Source organism: Bacillus sp. FDAARGOS_527 (genome assembly GCF_003812125.1).
GTDB lineage: Bacteria > Bacillota > Bacilli > Bacillales > Bacillaceae_G > Bacillus_A > Bacillus_A paranthracis.
On record NZ_CP033795.1, the window covers coordinates 4,535,276 to 4,552,500 of the forward strand.

Below are 17,225 nucleotides of genomic sequence, written 5' to 3' on the forward strand. Positions count from 1 at the left end.
TTTGCTTTTTAGTTTTTCTGCGCTAATAATTCTAAAATACGATTTAAATCTTCTTTATTAAAAAACTCAATTTCGATTTTACCTTTTTCTTTTTTCGTTTCTTTAATTTTCACATCTGTGCCAAACTTTTCTCTTAAGAACGTTTCGCGCTCTATGAAAAATATGTTTCTCTCTTTTTTCACTTGTTTTGTTTCACGTGAAACGCGTTGATTGATCTCCTGAACAATTTTCTCTAATTGCCGAACATTTAATCCTTCTTTTTCAATTCGTTTCAATAAAGCTTTCAATTGTTCTTCATCTTTTATCGTAAGCAAGGTTCTCCCATGAGCCATTGAAAGTTGACCATTTGCAATCATATCTTGAACAAAAGAAGGGAGGCTCAATAACCGCGTATAGTTTGCAATGTAAGGTCTACTCTTACCAAGACGTTTTGCTAATTGTTCTTGCGTCACATTTAGCTCATTCATTAACATTTGATATGCCATTGCTTCTTCCATTGGATTTAAATCTTCTCGTTGTAAGTTTTCAAGCAATGCAAACTCCATCATTTGCTGCTCGTTTAATTGCCTTACAACGGCAGGTACTTTTTCGAGTCCCGCCTCTTTAGCAGCACGATATCTTCTTTCACCTGCAACAATTTCATATCCTTTAATACTCTTTCTAGCAATTAACGGTTGTAATATGCCGTGCTCTTTAATAGAGGCCGATAATTCCTGAATCGCCTCTTTATTAAAGTGTTTACGTGGTTGATATGGATTCGGCCTTAATTCAGTTATCGTAATCTCCTGAATTGTCTCTTCTTCTTTCACATCTAAATCAGGAAAAAATACATTGATTCCTCTTCCTAACCCTTTAGCCACCTGCAATCACTTCCTCTGCTAAATCTATATATACTTCTGCCCCTCTTGATTTAGCGTCATACTGCATAATTGGTTTCCCATGACTTGGTGCTTCACTCAAACGAACATTACGAGGGATAATCGAACGGTATACTTTATCTCTAAAGTATTTTTTCACTTCATCTATAACCTGAATCCCTAAATTTGTACGGGCATCTAACATTGTTAGCAATACGCCTTGAATTGCTAGATTTTTATTTAAGTGCTTTTGCACAAGTCGAACTGTATTTAATAGCTGACTTAACCCTTCTAGTGCGTAATATTCGCATTGAACAGGAATAATAACAGAATCTGCTGCAGTTAATGCATTAATCGTTAATAACCCTAAGGACGGGGGACAGTCGATAATAATATAATCATATTCATCACGAACTGGCTGTAATGCCCTTTGCAAACGTACTTCCCGGGAAATAGTCGGTACCAATTCAATTTCAGCACCTGCTAATTGAATTGTAGCGGGTAGAACATCTAAGTTTTCAGTTGCGGTTTTCTGTATAACCCCTTGAACATCTGCATCTTCCACAAGAACATTGTAAATACATTGATCTAATTCGGATTTTTCAATTCCCACACCCGTCGTTGCATTTCCTTGAGCATCAATATCTACAAGAAGGACCTTTTTACCTACTTGTGCCAATCCAGCCCCTAAATTAACAGATGTTGTTGTTTTTCCAACGCCACCCTTTTGATTGGCTATAGCAATGATTTTTCCCATGATGTCACCTACTTTCAACCTTTCTATCTTATTCTAGTAACAATTACGTTTATTGTAACATGAAATAAAAGTTTTTCTTTTACGTCCTTATTAAACTTCAAAATTTATTTGTAAACTCCTTCTTCATCTAACAAGAAAATATAGTAAAAGAGACCTATCCAATAGGATCAGGTCTCTAACACGCCATTATTATTTTTTCTTCGGAATTTGAATTGTAATTTGATAGTACTCGTCAAACTCTTCTTCCTCAGAATTAACATTTAAACCACTGTCAGCAACCATTTGTAATGACTGCCTAATTGTATTCATGGCAATTCTCGTATCTCGACTTACTGCTTTTTGCTTTGCCTTACGCTTCGGTTTTGCTTCCTCTAGTAATTTCGCAATTCGTTCCTCTGTTTGCTTTACATTCAGTTGTTTCTCCACAATTTCCTGTAAAACCTTCAGTTGTAATTCCTCATTCTTTAAAGGGATGAGCGCACGAGCATGGCGTTCTGTAATACTTTTTTCTAATAACGCATTTTTTATTTCTTCAGGCAACTTTAACAATCGCAACTTATTTGCGATTGTGGATTGTCCTTTTCCGAGTCTTTGCGCCAATGCTTCTTGCGTTAAATTATGTAACTCAATTAGCTTTTGATATGCCACAGCTTCCTCGATTGCTGTTAGTTCCTCACGTTGCAAGTTTTCAATTAAAGCCACAGAAGCTGTTTCTGTATCATTTAAGTTTTTTATAATTGCAGGAACCTTTTCCCACCCTAACTTTGTTGCTGCACGGAAACGCCTTTCTCCAGCAATAATCTCGTACTTCTCATCCTCATATTGCCTCACAACAATTGGCTGAATAAGTCCGTGTGTACGAATCGTTAATGCTAGTTCCTCAATACGCGCGTCATCAAAAACTGTTCGTGGTTGATAACGGTTAGGGGTAATATTTACTATCGGAATTTCTTGTATTTCTTCATATACCTTTTTATCTATTTCTTCATGGCTTTCGTCTTGTAATTCGAATTCGCTCTCTTTATCTCCAAAGCCAAATAAACGAGAAAACGTATTTTTCATACATATTCCACCACCTTTAGGCCTATTGACTATTCTCCATAAAATGTTTCCTATGAAACATTTACGTTTTCATTTATATAATTTAATCTTACGTCTAATAAGATTTATTTTTCAATAGGTAATTTATTGGGTGTTCCCGGTTTGCGTGGATATTTCTTTGGTGTCTTGCGCTTTTTCTCGATTAATAAAATATTACGTTCACTTTCTTCAAATGGTAATTGGAACGTAGACATTTCTTTTAAATCCCCGCCTAGCACCTCTAAAGCATACTTGCCATTTTCAATTTCTTCATTTGCTGCAGCACCTTTCATTGCAATGAATGTTCCCCCAACTTTTACAAGTGGTAAACACAGCTCACTTAATACTGAAAGACGTGCGACTGCACGTGCCATTACAATGTCGTACGCTTCACGTACACCTTCTTTTTTTCCAAATGTTTCAGCACGATCATGACAAAACGCGACGTCACTCAATTCCAACTTTTGTGCTAAATGATTTAAGAAATTAATACGTTTTTGCAATGAGTCTACAATCGTCACTTTTAAATGCGGGAAACAGATTTTTAAAGGAATACTTGGGAATCCAGCTCCTGCGCCAACATCACAAATTGAGAATGGTTTTGAAAAATCGTAATAAAAAGCAGCTGTAATGGAATCAAAAAAGTGTTTTAAATATACTTCCTCTTTTTCCGTAATAGCTGTTAAATTCATTTTTTCATTCCATTCTACTAATGTTTCGAAGTAGATTTCGAACTGCTCTAACTGTCTAGAAGAGAGGGTGATACCCTTCTCTTCTAGCATAGATTGAAATTGTTCTATGTTCATCTAACAATATCTCCTTACTATTTATTGGTTCGATACTCGCGCAATTTTTCCTTGTTCAATATACACAAGTAAAATGGAAATGTCTGCTGGATTTACGCCCGATATACGTGAAGCCTGCCCCACTGAAAGTGGACGAACATCTTTCAATTTCTGTCTAGCTTCTGATGCAAGGCTAGAAATCGCATCATAATCAATATCGACAGGAATTTTTTTACTTTCCATCTTCTTCATACGCTCTACTTGCTGTAAAGATTTTTCGATATATCCTTCGTACTTAATCTGAATTTCAACTTGTTCTGTAACTTCATCACTTAATTCTACTTCACTTGGTACTAAAAGATGGATATGCTCATATGTCATCTCTGGACGACGTAATAAGTCACTTGCACGTATTCCATCTTTCAATTCACTTCCACCAATATTGCGAATTAATTCTTGAACTTCAGGACGTGGTTTAATAATAATGCTACTTAAACGTTCCTTTTCCTGTTCAATTTGTAATTTTTTATTTGTAAATCGCTCATAGCGTTCTTCTTTAATTAATCCAATTTCATGACCAATTTCAGTTAAACGAAGATCCGCATTATCATGGCGTAATAATAGACGATACTCTGCACGAGACGTTAATAAACGATATGGTTCATTCGTCCCTTTCGTTACAAGATCATCAATTAAGACACCAATATAAGCATCCTCACGACCTAAAATAACTTCTTTTTTACCTAAAGAACGACATGCTGCATTAATTCCGGCCATAAGCCCTTGTCCTGCCGCCTCTTCGTAACCAGAAGTTCCGTTAATTTGTCCTGCTGTATATAAATTTTTAATTTTTTTCGTTTCAAGTGTTGGCCATAGTTGCGTTGGCACAATTGCATCATATTCAATTGCATAACCTGTACGCATCATTTCAACATTTTCTAGACCAGGGATTGTTCTAAGCATATCACGCTGTACGTCTTCTGGTAAGCTTGTGGATAAACCTTGTACGTAAACTTCTTGTGTGTTACGTCCCTCTGGCTCTAAGAAAATTTGATGACGTGGTTTATCATTAAACCTTACTACTTTGTCTTCAATTGAAGGACAATATCTAGGACCTGTTCCCTTAATCATACCAGAATACATAGCTGAGCGATGTAGGTTTTCATCTATTAAACGATGTGTTTCCGTACTTGTATACGTTAACCAACATGGAATTTGATCCATAATAAACTTTGTCGTTTCAAAAGAGAAAGCGCGTGGCTTATCGTCACCTGGCTGAATTTCTGTTTTACTGTAATCAATCGTATTACTATTTACGCGCGGAGGTGTACCTGTTTTAAATCTAACAAGATCAAATCCAAGCTCCTCTAAATGTTCTGATAACGTAATAGATGGTTGTTGATTATTTGGACCACTCGAATATTTTAAATCTCCCATAATAATCTCACCACGTAAAAACGTACCAGTCGTAATTACGACTGTTTTTGCTGTATATTCAGCACCAGCTTGCGTAATTACCCCTTTACATTCGCCATCTTCAACGATCAAACGCTCTACCATTCCTTGGAACAACGTTAAGTTTGGTGTTTCTTCAATTGTTTTCTTTAATTCATGCTGGTAAGAGAACTTATCTGCTTGTGCTCGAAGTGCACGTACAGCTGGCCCTTTACCTGTATTTAACATACGCATTTGAATATGCGTTTTATCAATGTTGCGTCCCATTTCTCCGCCTAATGCATCAATTTCACGAACAACAATCCCTTTTGCTGGTCCACCAACAGAAGGGTTACATGGCATAAATGCTACCATATCTAAGTTAATTGTTAACATTAATGTTTTGGAGCCCATTCGTGCTGCCGCAAGACCAGCTTCACATCCTGCATGACCTGCACCGATTACTATGACATCGTATGAACCGGCATTGTATCCCATTGTTTATTCCTCCTAATAATCTCTATCTTTCTGAAACATCACTATATTATTTTCCTAAACAAAATTGAGAGAACAACTGGTCAATTAAGCTCTCATGAACGGTGTCACCAGTAATTTCACCAAGTATTTCCCACGTTCTTGTTAAATCAATCTGCACCATATCAATTGGAACACCATTTTCTATCGCCTCAATTACATCTCCAATTGTTTTTCCTGCTTGTGTTAATAATCCAATATGTCTCGCGTTAGAAACATATGTTACATCTGCAGAATCAATTGTTCCTTCAAAGAATAAATCAGCGATTGCCGTTTCAAGCTCATCTATTCCCTGTTCCTCAATTAACGACGTTGTAATAACACGATTCCCCGCTGCTAATTCTATAACACGTTCCATATCAATTGCTTGCGGTAAATCTGTCTTATTTACAATAACAATGAAATCTTTTCCTTGTACGGCACGGAATAGATCTTCATCCTCATTCGTTAAAGCTTCGCTATAATTAACGACAACTAACACTAAATCAGCTTGACTCATCATTTCTTTTGAACGCTCTACACCAATTCGTTCAACAACATCTTCTGTTTCACGAATTCCGGCCGTATCTATAAGTTTAAGTGGTACACCACGCACATTAACGTACTCTTCAATAACATCACGAGTTGTTCCTGCAATATCAGTTACAATTGCCTTTTTCTCCTGAACGAGACTATTTAATAGCGATGATTTCCCAACATTAGGTCTACCGATGATTGCAGTAGCAATACCTTCACGTAAAATCTTTCCTTGCTTTGATGTTTCTAATATTTTTGCAATTTCAGCACGAACATGTGTAGCTTTCTCAATTAAAATATTATGTGTCATTTCTTCCACATCATCATATTCCGGGTAATCTATGTTTACCTCAACATGAGCTAATGTTTCTAATATATCCTGGCGCAGACGGCCGATTAATTTAGATAATCGTCCCTCCATTTGATTAATCGCTACGTTCATTGCACGATCTGTTTTTGCACGGATTAAGTCCATAACAGCTTCTGCTTGTGATAAATCAATACGGCCATTTAAAAAAGCACGTTTTGTAAATTCACCAGGCTCCGCTAATCTTACCCCTTGCGCTAAAATAAGCTGTAATACTTTGTTTACCGAAACAAGTCCACCGTGACAGTTAATTTCTACTATATTTTCACGTGTAAAAGTCCTTGGTGCACGCATAATGGACACCATTACTTCTTCAATAACCTGATTTGTATCTAAATCAACAATATGACCATAATGAATTGTATGAGAAGGAACCTCTGTTAAATCCTTCCCTTTAAAAATACGATTAACTTTTTCAACCGCATCATCCCCACTTACTCGAACAATGGCAATTGCACCCTCTCCAAGCGCTGTGGAAATCGCGGCAATTGTATCAAATTCCATGTCCTTTCACCTCACTTGCTTATTTATCTCTATTTCAACATGATTATTTTCTTCACTAAATTATTAGAATACCATAACGAACCTATCTACAAAAGAATAATAACTCATTTTATTATGTCCTCATGTAAAAAACACTAAACTTATTCACAGTGGATAAGTTTAGTGTTTTTAGTTATCCACACCTATTTTCCCCTCAAAAAAAACCGGCACTCAATTGAGTAACCGGTCACTTGGAAGATATTACAACATGTCGATGTGGTTCTTTCCCTTCAGAAGTTGTAATGATATTTTGATGATTAGATAATGCTTGGTGGATAATCTTTCGTTCAAAAGATGGCATAGGCTCCAATACAACTCTTTTTTTCGTACTTACTACTTGTTTGGCTAATCGATAAGAAAGTGCTTCTAACGTAGCTTTTCTTTTACTACGATAATTTTCAGCATCTAATGTGATACCAATGTACTGCTTCGTATTACGATTCGCCACAAGTTTTGTTAAATACTGTAAAGAATTCAAGGTGTTCCCTCTTTTTCCAATCAAAACACCTACATTTTCGCCGTAAATTGTAAATTCAACTTCTCGTCCTTTTACAATTTTACTAATCTCAGCTTCCACACCCATATCGTGAATAACATTTTTTAAATATTCTTCACATTCTTGAATTGGATCTTTCTTCAATACAACTTCTACTACTGCAGGTCGGTTCCCAAATAAACCTAAGAACCCTCTCTTACCCTCATCGATAATATTTATATCTACTCGGTCTTTTGAAACATTTAATTGCCTTAAAGCATCCTGTACTGCCAGCTCGACTGTTTGTCCTTTAGCAGTAATTATACTCACTTGCTTGATCCTCCTGCCTTACTAGCCTTAATTTCCGGCCCTTTGATCAAGTACATTTGAGCGATACCAAAGATATTACCAACAACCCAGTAAAGTGATAATGCAGCTGGGAAGTTAATTGCAAAGATTAAAATCATGATTGGCATTAACCAAATCATCATTGCCATTTGCGGATTTTGACCAGCAGTTCCTGCCATAGCAAGTTTTTGCTGAATAAATGTCGTAATTGCTGCAACAACCGGTAAAATATATAACGGATCTGCTTGTCCTAAGTCGAACCATAAGAATGTATGCTTACTAATTTCTGATGTTCTCATAATCGCATGGTAAAACGCGAATAAAATAGGCATCTGAACAAAGATTGGTAAACATCCTGCTAATGGATTTACACCATTTTTTTGATACAACTGCATCATTTCTTGTTGTAGTTTTTGCTGCGTTGCTTGATCTTTAGAACTATATTTCTCTTTTAACTTCACCATTTCTGGTTGTAACGCTTGCATTGCTTTCGTACTCTTCGTTTGTTTAATCATTAATGGTAATAATGCAAAACGAATAATAAGAGTTGTAACAACAATCGCTAAACCGTAATTACTACCAAATAAGTTGGCAAAATACGTAATTAACTGAGAAAGCGGGTATACGAAGTATTCATTCCAAATTCCAGTGCTTTTTGGTGTAATTGGCTGATTTACTTCACTACAGCCAGCAGTAATCGCCATTAATGCAACAACCATGGCTAGTAAACCTAATTTCTTTTTCAAAGCCTACTCCTCCTTGTATCGGTATGTATATAGTGTAATTCATTTCCTTACGCTACTTTTTTATTCTTTTCATACCAGAGCGTTTAAAGACATGAATTAAGCTTTTCTTCAATTCTTCATATGTCATCTCTGCACAAGGCTTCCTTGCTATTATAACAAAATCTTTTCCAGAATCTATCTCATCTTTTAATTCTGTGATCGACTGGCGAATCATACGTTTAATTCGGTTACGCACTACTGCATTTCCTATTTTCTTGCTGACAGAAAGGCCAATACGAAAGTTTGGCTGCTCTTCTTTATCTAGTTGATACACAACAAATTGACGATTCGCAGTCGATTTTCCTTTTTGAAAAACCGTCTGGAATTCATCATTCTTTTTTATACGATGTTTTTTCTTCATATCAATTGACACTCCTGTAGTTCATCAGCGGAAATTCACTATTATTAGAAAAAAAGACCACTGAACGATCAGTGGTCTACGCAGATAATACTTTTCTTCCTTTACGACGACGAGCTGCTAGCACTTTACGTCCGTTCGCTGTGCTCATACGGCTGCGGAAACCATGTACTTTGCTGCGCTTACGTTTATTTGGTTGGTAAGTTCTTTTCATTATATGACACCTCCCTGAGGAATATCTGTTAAAGACAGTCTTATAAATTATAGTTAATCAACTAGGAAAATGTCAATGGTTCTAGAAATTTTCATCAAATATTCATTTTGAACCTATTCACATACTTTTTCACAGACGCTATATTTCCTTGTGGATAAATGTTTTTTTCTGTTTTTTATATCCACAAACTCTTTTCGTACTTTTACACAGTATATCGTGTTGTGGACAAGTTTATTCCACAAGGTATTGATTTTGTGGATAACTTTCTTAATTTCATTGCTATAGCTACTTTTTTTTGATATTATAGTTGTGTTTTCACTTTGAATAAGTTTTCCACATCATTATCTTATCCACAATTTGTGTATAACATGTGGACAGTTTTAATCACATGTGGGTAAATGATTATCCACATTTGCTTTTTTTGTCGAAAACCCTATCTCATATACAAACGACGTTTTTAGGTTTTAAAATACGTTTCGTATAAATATACATTTTATATTTATTTAGGTTGTACATTTGTTGCGCAACCTTATTCTTTTACCATCTTAGTAAAGGAGGGACACCTTTGGAAAACATCTCTGATTTATGGAACAGCGCCTTAAAAGAACTAGAAAAAAAGGTCAGTAAACCAAGTTATGAAACATGGTTAAAATCAACGACCGCACATAATTTAAAAAAAGATGTATTAACAATTACGGCTCCAAATGAATTCGCCCGCGATTGGCTAGAATCTCATTATTCAGAGCTAATTTCAGAAACACTTTATGATTTAACAGGGGCAAAATTAGCTATTCGCTTTATTATTCCCCAAAGTCAAGCTGAAGAGGAGATTGATCTTCCTCCTTCTAAACCGAATTCAGCACAAGATGATTCTAATCATTTACCACAGAGTATGCTAAATCCAAAATATACGTTTGATACGTTTGTTATTGGCTCTGGTAACCGTTTTGCTCACGCTGCTTCATTGGCCGTAGCCGAAGCGCCAGCTAAAGCATATAATCCCCTCTTTATTTATGGGGGAGTTGGACTTGGAAAGACCCATTTAATGCATGCAATTGGTCATTATGTAATTGAACATAACCCAAATGCCAAAGTTGTATATTTATCATCAGAAAAATTTACAAATGAATTCATTAATTCTATTCGTGATAATAAAGCTGTCGATTTTCGTAATAAATACCGCAATGTGGATGTTTTATTGATAGATGATATTCAATTTTTAGCGGGAAAAGAACAAACTCAAGAAGAGTTTTTCCATACATTCAATGCATTACACGAAGAAAGTAAACAAATTGTAATTTCCAGTGATCGGCCACCAAAAGAAATTCCAACTTTAGAAGATCGTCTTCGTTCTCGCTTTGAATGGGGACTCATTACGGATATTACGCCACCAGATTTAGAAACGCGTATTGCAATTTTGCGCAAAAAGGCAAAGGCTGAAGGACTTGATATACCAAATGAGGTCATGCTTTATATTGCAAATCAAATCGATTCAAATATTCGTGAACTAGAAGGTGCACTCATCCGAGTTGTAGCTTATTCATCTTTAATTAACAAAGATATTAATGCTGATTTAGCAGCCGAAGCACTTAAAGATATTATTCCAAATTCTAAACCAAAAATTATCTCCATTTATGATATTCAAAAAGCTGTAGGAGATGTTTATCAAGTAAAATTGGAAGATTTCAAGGCGAAAAAGCGAACGAAATCAGTTGCCTTCCCTCGCCAAATTGCAATGTATTTATCACGTGAACTGACAGACTCCTCCTTACCTAAAATAGGTGAAGAATTCGGTGGACGTGATCATACAACAGTTATCCATGCTCATGAAAAAATTTCTAAGCTACTTAAGACGGATACGCAATTACAAAAGCAAGTTGAAGAAATTAACGATATTTTAAAGTAGTAGCTGAATAGTGTGAATAACTTTCCTTGTTTTACGCACAGTCTATCCACATGTAGATAGACTGTTTTTACATCCTTTAACAGGGTTATCCACATATCCACAAGCCCTATTACTATTACTACTATTTTTTATCTTTATTAATTAAATAAAATCTTATACTTACCGGAGGTTTTTCTTTATGCGTTTTACAATACAAAAAGACTATCTTGTAAGAAGTGTACAAGATGTAATGAAGGCTGTTTCTTCTCGTACAACAATTCCGATTCTTACGGGGATTAAAGTTGTCGCTACGGAAGAAGGAGTTACATTAACAGGAAGCGATGCTGATATTTCAATTGAATCTTTCATTCCAGTTGAAGAGAATGGAAAAGAAATCGTAGAAGTGAATCAATCAGGAAGTATTGTTTTACAGGCTAAATATTTTAGTGAAATTGTAAAGAAGTTGCCTAAAGAAACTGTAGAAATTTCTGTGGAAAATCATTTGATGACAAAAATAACTTCTGGAAAATCAGAGTTTAATTTAAATGGTTTAGATTCTGCAGAATATCCATTGTTACCACAAATTGAAGAACATCATGTTTTTAAGATTCCAACGGATTTACTTAAACATATGATTAGACAAACTGTATTTGCAGTTTCCACTTCTGAAACAAGACCAATCTTGACAGGTGTAAACTGGAAGGTATATAACAGCGAATTAACTGGCATTGCTACAGATAGTCACAGACTAGCTCTTCGAAAAGCAAAAATCGAAGGCATTGCAGATGAGTTCCAAGCAAATGTTGTTATTCCAGGAAAAAGTTTAAATGAATTAAGCAAAATTCTAGATGAGTCTGAAGAAATGGTAGATATCGTTATTACGGAGTATCAAGTATTATTCCGTACAAAACATTTATTATTCTTCTCAAGATTGTTAGAAGGAAATTACCCTGATACAACTCGCTTAATTCCAGCGGAGAGCAAAACAGATATTTTTGTAAATACAAAAGAATTTTTACAAGCAATTGATCGTGCATCTCTTTTAGCAAGAGATGGTCGTAATAATGTTGTAAAATTATCAACTTTAGAGCAGGCAATGCTAGAAATTTCCTCGAATTCACCAGAAATCGGAAAAGTAGTAGAAGAAGTTCAATGTGAAAAAGTAGATGGAGAAGAGTTAAAAATATCTTTTAGTGCAAAATATATGATGGATGCACTAAAAGCATTAGATAGTACTGAAATTAAGATTAGCTTTACTGGAGCAATGAGACCATTCTTAATTCGTACAGTAAATGATGAATCCATTATTCAATTAATTTTACCGGTTCGTACTTACTAAGTAAGAAATAAGGGTTGCTAGTTTTCAGATGCTAGTAGCCCTTATTTGATTTTTGGGTATTACTTTCCTAATGCTAGTTTATTTAGTACAATGAAAGAATGAACACTTTCAGAAAGTGAGCGATTTTATGAAACGTATTAAAATTTCAACAGAGTATATTACACTAGGGCAATTTTTAAAGTTAGCCGATGTAATTGATACAGGTGGCGCTGTAAAATGGTTTTTACAAGAATATGAAGTGTACGTGAATCAAGAACTTGAAAATAGAAGAGGTCGCAAACTATATGCGAACGATATTATTGAAATTCCAGGAAGCGGAAGTTTCCAAGTTCAGTCATAAAGGGGGAGCCCTTTGTTTATTTCAGAAATACAATTAAAAAACTATCGCAATTATGAAAAGTTAGAGCTTTCCTTTGAAGATAAGGTAAATGTAATTATCGGCGAGAATGCGCAAGGGAAAACGAATTTGATGGAAGCTATTTATGTTTTAGCGATGGCGAAATCTCATAGAACCTCTAATGATCGCGAGCTTATCCGTTGGGATGAAGATTTCGGTCAAATTAAAGGAAAGCTACAAAAGAGAAATAGTTCTTTGTCTTTGGAATTAAATATCTCGAAAAAAGGTAAAAAGGCAAAATTAAATCAACTTGAACAACAAAAATTGAGTCAATATATTGGCGTGATGAATGTTGTCATGTTTGCCCCAGAAGATTTAAATCTTGTAAAAGGAAGCCCTCAAGTAAGAAGACGCTTTTTAGATATGGAATTAGGCCAAATAGCTCCGGTCTATTTGTATGAATTGAGTCAATATCAAAAGGTGCTCACACAACGAAATCACTTGCTAAAAAAGATGCAAGGGAATAGTAAGAATGAGGAAACGATGTTGGATGTATTTACACTTCAACTTATTGAGCATGGTACAAAAATTTTGCAAAAACGCTTTGAATTTTTGCATTTACTACAAGAATGGGCAGCTCCAATTCATCGTGGTATAAGCCGTGGGTTAGAAGAATTAGAAATTGTCTATAAACCGAGTGTAGATGTATCAGAATCAATGGATTTGTCGAAAATAAAAGAAGTATACTATGAAAGTTTTCAATCCGTGAAACAACGTGAAATTTTCCGTGGTACGACTTTAATTGGTCCTCATCGTGATGATTTACAATTCTTCGTTAATAGTAAAAATGTTCAAGTCTTTGGTTCGCAAGGACAACAACGAACGACCGCACTGTCCCTAAAATTAGCTGAAATTGAATTGATTTACTCAGAAGTTAAAGAATATCCGATTCTTCTATTGGATGATGTATTATCAGAATTAGATGATTATCGTCAATCGCATCTGTTAAATACAATTCAAGGAAAAGTGCAAACATTTGTGACAACGACGAGTGTCGACGGAATTGAACACGAAACATTAAAAGAAGCGAAAACAATTCATGTAACGAACGGCACGGTAGATTGTGAAATAGATAGGGCGTAATCCCTGTTTAAATGGAAAAGTAGGTGATCTTTGTGTCAATGGAACAAAAGCAAATGCAAGAAAATTCATATGATGAAAGTCAAATACAGGTACTTGAAGGGCTAGAAGCAGTTCGAAAACGCCCTGGTATGTATATTGGATCTACAAGCGGAAAAGGACTTCACCATCTTGTGTGGGAAATCGTCGATAATAGTATTGATGAAGCACTTGCAGGGTACTGTGATGAAATTAACGTTAGTATCGAAGAAGATAATAGTATTCGTGTAACGGATAATGGACGTGGTATTCCAGTTGGTATACAAGAAAAAATGGGACGTCCTGCTGTAGAGGTTATTATGACCGTTCTTCATGCTGGTGGTAAGTTTGGCGGCGGCGGTTATAAAGTTTCTGGTGGTTTGCATGGTGTTGGGGCATCTGTAGTAAATGCCCTATCAACAGAACTAGAGGTATTTGTACATCGTGAAGGTAAAATCCATTATCAAAAATACGAAAGAGGTATTCCAGTTGCGGATTTAAAAGTCATTGGTGACACAGATCAAACAGGAACGATAACTCGATTTAAACCAGATCCAGAAATTTTTCAGGAAACAACAGTATACGAATTTGATACGCTCGCAACTCGTATGCGTGAATTAGCATTTTTAAATCGTAATATTAAATTAACAATTGAAGATAAACGTGAACATAAGCAAAAGAAAGAATTCCATTATGAAGGTGGAATTAAATCATACGTCGAGCATTTAAATCGCTCAAAACAACCAATCCATGAAGAACCTGTATATGTAGAAGGATCAAAAGATGGTATTCAAGTTGAGGTTTCCTTACAGTATAACGAAGGATATACAAATAATATTTACTCATTTACGAATAACATTCATACGTATGAAGGTGGAACACATGAAGTAGGGTTTAAAACAGCTTTAACTCGTGTGATTAACGATTATGGACGTAAAAATAGTATTTTAAAAGATGCAGACAGTAACTTAACGGGTGAGGATGTTCGTGAAGGTTTAACTGCAATTGTATCAATTAAACATCCAAACCCACAATTTGAAGGACAAACGAAGACGAAACTTGGGAATAGTGAAGCAAGAACGATTACAGAGTCTGTGTTTTCAGAGGCATTTGAAAAGTTCTTACTAGAAAACCCGAATGTTGCACGAAAAATCGTAGAAAAAGGTACGATGGCAGCACGTGCACGTGTTGCAGCGAAAAAAGCACGTGAATTGACACGCCGCAAGAGCGCATTAGAAGTTTCAAGTTTACCTGGTAAATTAGCAGATTGCTCTTCGAAAGATCCAGCAATTAGTGAAATTTACATTGTAGAGGGTGACTCTGCCGGTGGATCAGCAAAACAAGGGCGTGATCGTCACTTCCAAGCGATTTTACCGCTAAAAGGTAAAATTATTAACGTTGAAAAAGCAAGATTGGATAAAATTTTATCTAACGATGAAGTGCGTACAATTATTACTGCAATTGGTACGAACATTGGCGGCGATTTTGATATCGAGAAAGCTCGTTATCATAAAGTTATTATTATGACGGATGCCGACGTAGATGGTGCGCATATTCGTACCCTATTATTAACGTTCTTCTATCGTTATATGCGTCAAATTATTGAACATGGTTATATCTATATTGCACAGCCACCGTTGTTTAAAGTACAACAAGGTAAAAAAATTCAATATGCTTATAATGAGAAAGAGCTTGAAAAGATTTTAGCTGAATTACCAGCTCAACCTAAACCTGGTATCCAACGTTACAAAGGTTTAGGAGAAATGAACCCAACCCAGCTTTGGGAAACGACAATGGACCCAGAAGTGCGTTCATTACTTCAAGTTTCCCTTCAAGATGCAATTGAAGCAGATGAAACATTTGAAATTTTAATGGGGGATAAAGTAGAGCCACGTCGTAACTTTATCCAAGAAAATGCAAAATACGTGAAAAACCTTGATATTTAAATGAGTAATGACAGGAATCTGAGTATTCCTGTCTTCTACATATAAATCAATGTATGTGTAACGGAAATGTAAGAGGAGGTGCTCGTTGATGTCAGACAATCAACAACAAGCACGAATTCGAGAAATTAATATTAGTCATGAAATGCGTACCTCATTTTTAGATTACGCAATGAGTGTTATCGTATCTCGTGCATTACCAGATGTTCGTGATGGATTAAAACCTGTGCATCGTAGGGTTTTATATGCGATGAATGATTTAGGAATTACGGCTGATAAAGCGTATAAGAAATCAGCACGTATTGTTGGTGAAGTAATCGGTAAGTATCACCCTCATGGTGATTCAGCTGTTTATGAAACGATGGTACGTATGGCGCAAGATTTCAGTCAACGTTATATGCTTGTTGATGGGCATGGTAACTTTGGATCTGTCGATGGAGATTCAGCGGCAGCAATGCGTTATACAGAAGCAAGAATGTCTAAGATTTCTATGGAATTAATACGTGATATTTCAAAAAATACGATTGATTATCAAGATAACTATGATGGTTCTGAAAGAGAGCCAATTGTATTACCAGCGCGTTTTCCTAACTTACTAGTAAATGGTACGACAGGTATTGCAGTTGGTATGGCAACGAATATTCCGCCGCATCAACTTGGCGAAGTAATTGATGGGGTATTGGCATTAAGTCATAATCCTGATATTACTATTGCAGAATTAATGGAGTGCATTCCAGGACCAGATTTCCCGACGGCAGGTTTAATTTTAGGAAGAAGTGGTATTCGTAGAGCGTATGAAACAGGACGCGGTTCTATTATACTTCGTGCTAAAGTTGAAATTGAAGAGAAGTCAAATGGCAAACAATCTATTATCGTAACGGAACTACCTTATCAAGTAAATAAGGCGCGATTAATTGAAAAAATTGCAGAATTAGTTCGCGATAAGAAAATTGAAGGTATTACAGATTTACGTGATGAATCAGATCGAAATGGTATGCGTATTGTTATGGAAGTACGTCGTGATGCCAATGCTAATGTATTATTAAATAACTTATATAAACATACAGCACTTCAAACAAGTTTCGGTATTAACATGCTGTCTCTTGTAAATGGAGAGCCACAAGTGCTGAACTTAAAACAAAATTTATATCATTACTTGGAACATCAAAAGGTAGTAATTCGTAGACGTACAGCTTATGAACTAGAAAAAGCAGAAGCGCGTGCTCATATTTTAGAAGGATTACGAATTGCCTTAGACCATCTGGATGAAGTTATTACATTAATTCGTAGTTCGAAAACAGCTGAAATTGCAAAGCAAGGTTTAATGGAACGTTTCGGCTTAAGTGAAAAACAAGCGCAAGCTATTTTAGATATGCGTTTGCAACGTTTAACAGGTTTAGAACGCGAAAAGATTGAACAAGAATATCAGGACTTAATGAAGTTAATCGCTGAATTAAAAGCAATCTTAGCAGATGAAGAAAAGGTTCTTGAGATTATTCGTGAAGAATTA

Annotated in this window: 16 protein-coding genes (1 of these 16 cut by a window edge); 6 read left to right on the plus strand and 10 right to left on the minus strand. The window is 35.7% G+C overall.

Annotation, left to right across the window (positions count from 1 at the left end):
* Positions 1-8: 8 nt before the first annotated feature.
* The 10 genes from spo0J to rpmH form a co-directional block, all read right to left on the minus strand.
* Positions 9-860 (minus strand): stage 0 sporulation protein Spo0J, encoded by an 852-nt coding sequence (spo0J, locus tag EGX95_RS26260; protein ID WP_001051837.1) that lies wholly within the window; start codon positions 858-860, stop codon positions 9-11.
* Positions 853-1,614: a sporulation initiation inhibitor protein Soj gene (gene soj, locus EGX95_RS26265; RefSeq protein WP_000516114.1), complete on the minus strand. Its 762-nt coding sequence runs from the start codon at positions 1,612-1,614 to the stop codon at positions 853-855. The genes spo0J and soj overlap by 8 nt, the downstream gene beginning before the upstream one ends.
* Positions 1,615-1,803: 189 nt before the next feature.
* Positions 1,804-2,676, minus strand: a complete 873-nt coding sequence (gene noc, locus EGX95_RS26270) for a nucleoid occlusion protein (protein WP_000799029.1) — start codon at positions 2,674-2,676, stop codon at positions 1,804-1,806.
* Positions 2,677-2,780: 104 nt separating this feature from the next.
* Positions 2,781-3,500, minus strand: a complete 720-nt coding sequence (gene rsmG, locus EGX95_RS26275; protein ID WP_001019621.1) for a 16S rRNA (guanine(527)-N(7))-methyltransferase RsmG — start codon at positions 3,498-3,500, stop codon at positions 2,781-2,783.
* 21 nt (positions 3,501-3,521) lie between these two features.
* A complete protein-coding gene (gene mnmG / locus EGX95_RS26280) occupies positions 3,522-5,411 on the minus strand; it encodes a tRNA uridine-5-carboxymethylaminomethyl(34) synthesis enzyme MnmG (RefSeq protein WP_000541033.1) in 1,890 nt (629 codons plus the stop codon).
* Between the two features lie 46 nt (positions 5,412-5,457).
* Positions 5,458-6,834: a tRNA uridine-5-carboxymethylaminomethyl(34) synthesis GTPase MnmE gene (mnmE, locus tag EGX95_RS26285; RefSeq protein WP_063246625.1), complete on the minus strand. Its 1,377-nt coding sequence runs from the start codon at positions 6,832-6,834 to the stop codon at positions 5,458-5,460.
* Positions 6,835-7,060: 226 nt separating this feature from the next.
* The gene (gene jag / locus EGX95_RS26290; protein ID WP_000022804.1) at positions 7,061-7,678 is read right to left on the minus strand and encodes an RNA-binding cell elongation regulator Jag/EloR; all 618 of its coding nucleotides are present in this window, start codon (positions 7,676-7,678) and stop codon (positions 7,061-7,063) included.
* Positions 7,675-8,442, minus strand: a complete 768-nt coding sequence (gene spoIIIJ / locus EGX95_RS26295; protein ID WP_000727745.1) for a YidC family membrane integrase SpoIIIJ — start codon at positions 8,440-8,442, stop codon at positions 7,675-7,677. The genes jag and spoIIIJ overlap by 4 nt, the downstream gene beginning before the upstream one ends.
* Before the next feature lie 52 nt (positions 8,443-8,494).
* Positions 8,495-8,842 carry a ribonuclease P protein component gene (gene rnpA / locus EGX95_RS26300; RefSeq protein ID WP_000726629.1) on the minus strand — a complete coding sequence of 116 codons (348 nt, stop codon included), beginning with the start codon at positions 8,840-8,842 and terminating at the stop codon, positions 8,495-8,497.
* A 76-nt stretch (positions 8,843-8,918) separates the two neighbouring features.
* Positions 8,919-9,053 carry a 50S ribosomal protein L34 gene (rpmH, locus tag EGX95_RS26305; protein ID WP_000831901.1) on the minus strand — a complete coding sequence of 45 codons (135 nt, stop codon included), beginning with the start codon at positions 9,051-9,053 and terminating at the stop codon, positions 8,919-8,921.
* A 565-nt stretch (positions 9,054-9,618) separates the two neighbouring features.
* Here rpmH and dnaA point away from each other — a divergent pair.
* The 6 genes from dnaA to gyrA form a co-directional block, all read left to right on the plus strand.
* Positions 9,619-10,959: a chromosomal replication initiator protein DnaA gene (gene dnaA, locus EGX95_RS26310; RefSeq protein ID WP_000428025.1), complete on the plus strand. Its 1,341-nt coding sequence runs from the start codon at positions 9,619-9,621 to the stop codon at positions 10,957-10,959.
* A 178-nt stretch (positions 10,960-11,137) separates the two neighbouring features.
* Positions 11,138-12,277, plus strand: coding sequence for a DNA polymerase III subunit beta (gene dnaN, locus EGX95_RS26315; protein ID WP_001212896.1), 1,140 nt, complete (start codon positions 11,138-11,140; stop codon positions 12,275-12,277).
* 127 nt (positions 12,278-12,404) lie between these two features.
* Positions 12,405-12,617, plus strand: a complete 213-nt coding sequence (gene yaaA / locus EGX95_RS26320; RefSeq protein WP_000821367.1) for a S4 domain-containing protein YaaA — start codon at positions 12,405-12,407, stop codon at positions 12,615-12,617.
* A gap of 12 nt (positions 12,618-12,629) precedes the next feature.
* Complete coding sequence (gene recF / locus EGX95_RS26325) at positions 12,630-13,757, plus strand: DNA replication/repair protein RecF (RefSeq protein ID WP_000470750.1); 1,128 nt, start codon at positions 12,630-12,632, stop codon at positions 13,755-13,757.
* Between the two features lie 38 nt (positions 13,758-13,795).
* Entirely contained in the window at positions 13,796-15,718 is a 1,923-nt protein-coding gene (gyrB, locus tag EGX95_RS26330; protein WP_000435993.1) for a DNA topoisomerase (ATP-hydrolyzing) subunit B, read from the plus strand.
* Between the two features lie 88 nt (positions 15,719-15,806).
* On the plus strand, positions 15,807-17,225 hold the 5' portion of the coding sequence (gene gyrA / locus EGX95_RS26335) for a DNA gyrase subunit A (protein WP_001282850.1). 1,053 nt of this gene lie beyond the right edge of the window; the window shows 1,419 of its 2,472 coding nt (coding positions 1-1,419); it begins with the start codon at positions 15,807-15,809; the stop codon falls past the right edge of the window.

Excerpts from the sequence above, each read along its gene's own strand:
- soj (WP_000516114.1), bottom strand. The coding sequence starts at position 1,614 with ATGGGAAAAATCATTGCTATAGCCAATCAAAAGGGTGGCGTTGGAAAA.
- noc (WP_000799029.1), bottom strand. The coding sequence starts at position 2,676 with ATGAAAAATACGTTTTCTCGTTTATTTGGCTTTGGAGATAAAGAGAGC.
- rsmG (WP_001019621.1), bottom strand. The coding sequence starts at position 3,500 with ATGAACATAGAACAATTTCAATCTATGCTAGAAGAGAAGGGTATCACC.
- mnmG (WP_000541033.1), bottom strand. The coding sequence starts at position 5,411 with ATGGGATACAATGCCGGTTCATACGATGTCATAGTAATCGGTGCAGGT.
- mnmE (WP_063246625.1), bottom strand. The coding sequence starts at position 6,834 with ATGGAATTTGATACAATTGCCGCGATTTCCACAGCGCTTGGAGAGGGT.
- rnpA (WP_000726629.1), bottom strand. The coding sequence starts at position 8,842 with ATGAAGAAAAAACATCGTATAAAAAAGAATGATGAATTCCAGACGGTT.
- rpmH (WP_000831901.1), bottom strand. The coding sequence starts at position 9,053 with ATGAAAAGAACTTACCAACCAAATAAACGTAAGCGCAGCAAAGTACAT.
- dnaN (WP_001212896.1), top strand. The coding sequence starts at position 11,138 with ATGCGTTTTACAATACAAAAAGACTATCTTGTAAGAAGTGTACAAGAT.
- yaaA (WP_000821367.1), top strand. The coding sequence starts at position 12,405 with ATGAAACGTATTAAAATTTCAACAGAGTATATTACACTAGGGCAATTT.
- gyrB (WP_000435993.1), top strand. The coding sequence starts at position 13,796 with ATGGAACAAAAGCAAATGCAAGAAAATTCATATGATGAAAGTCAAATA.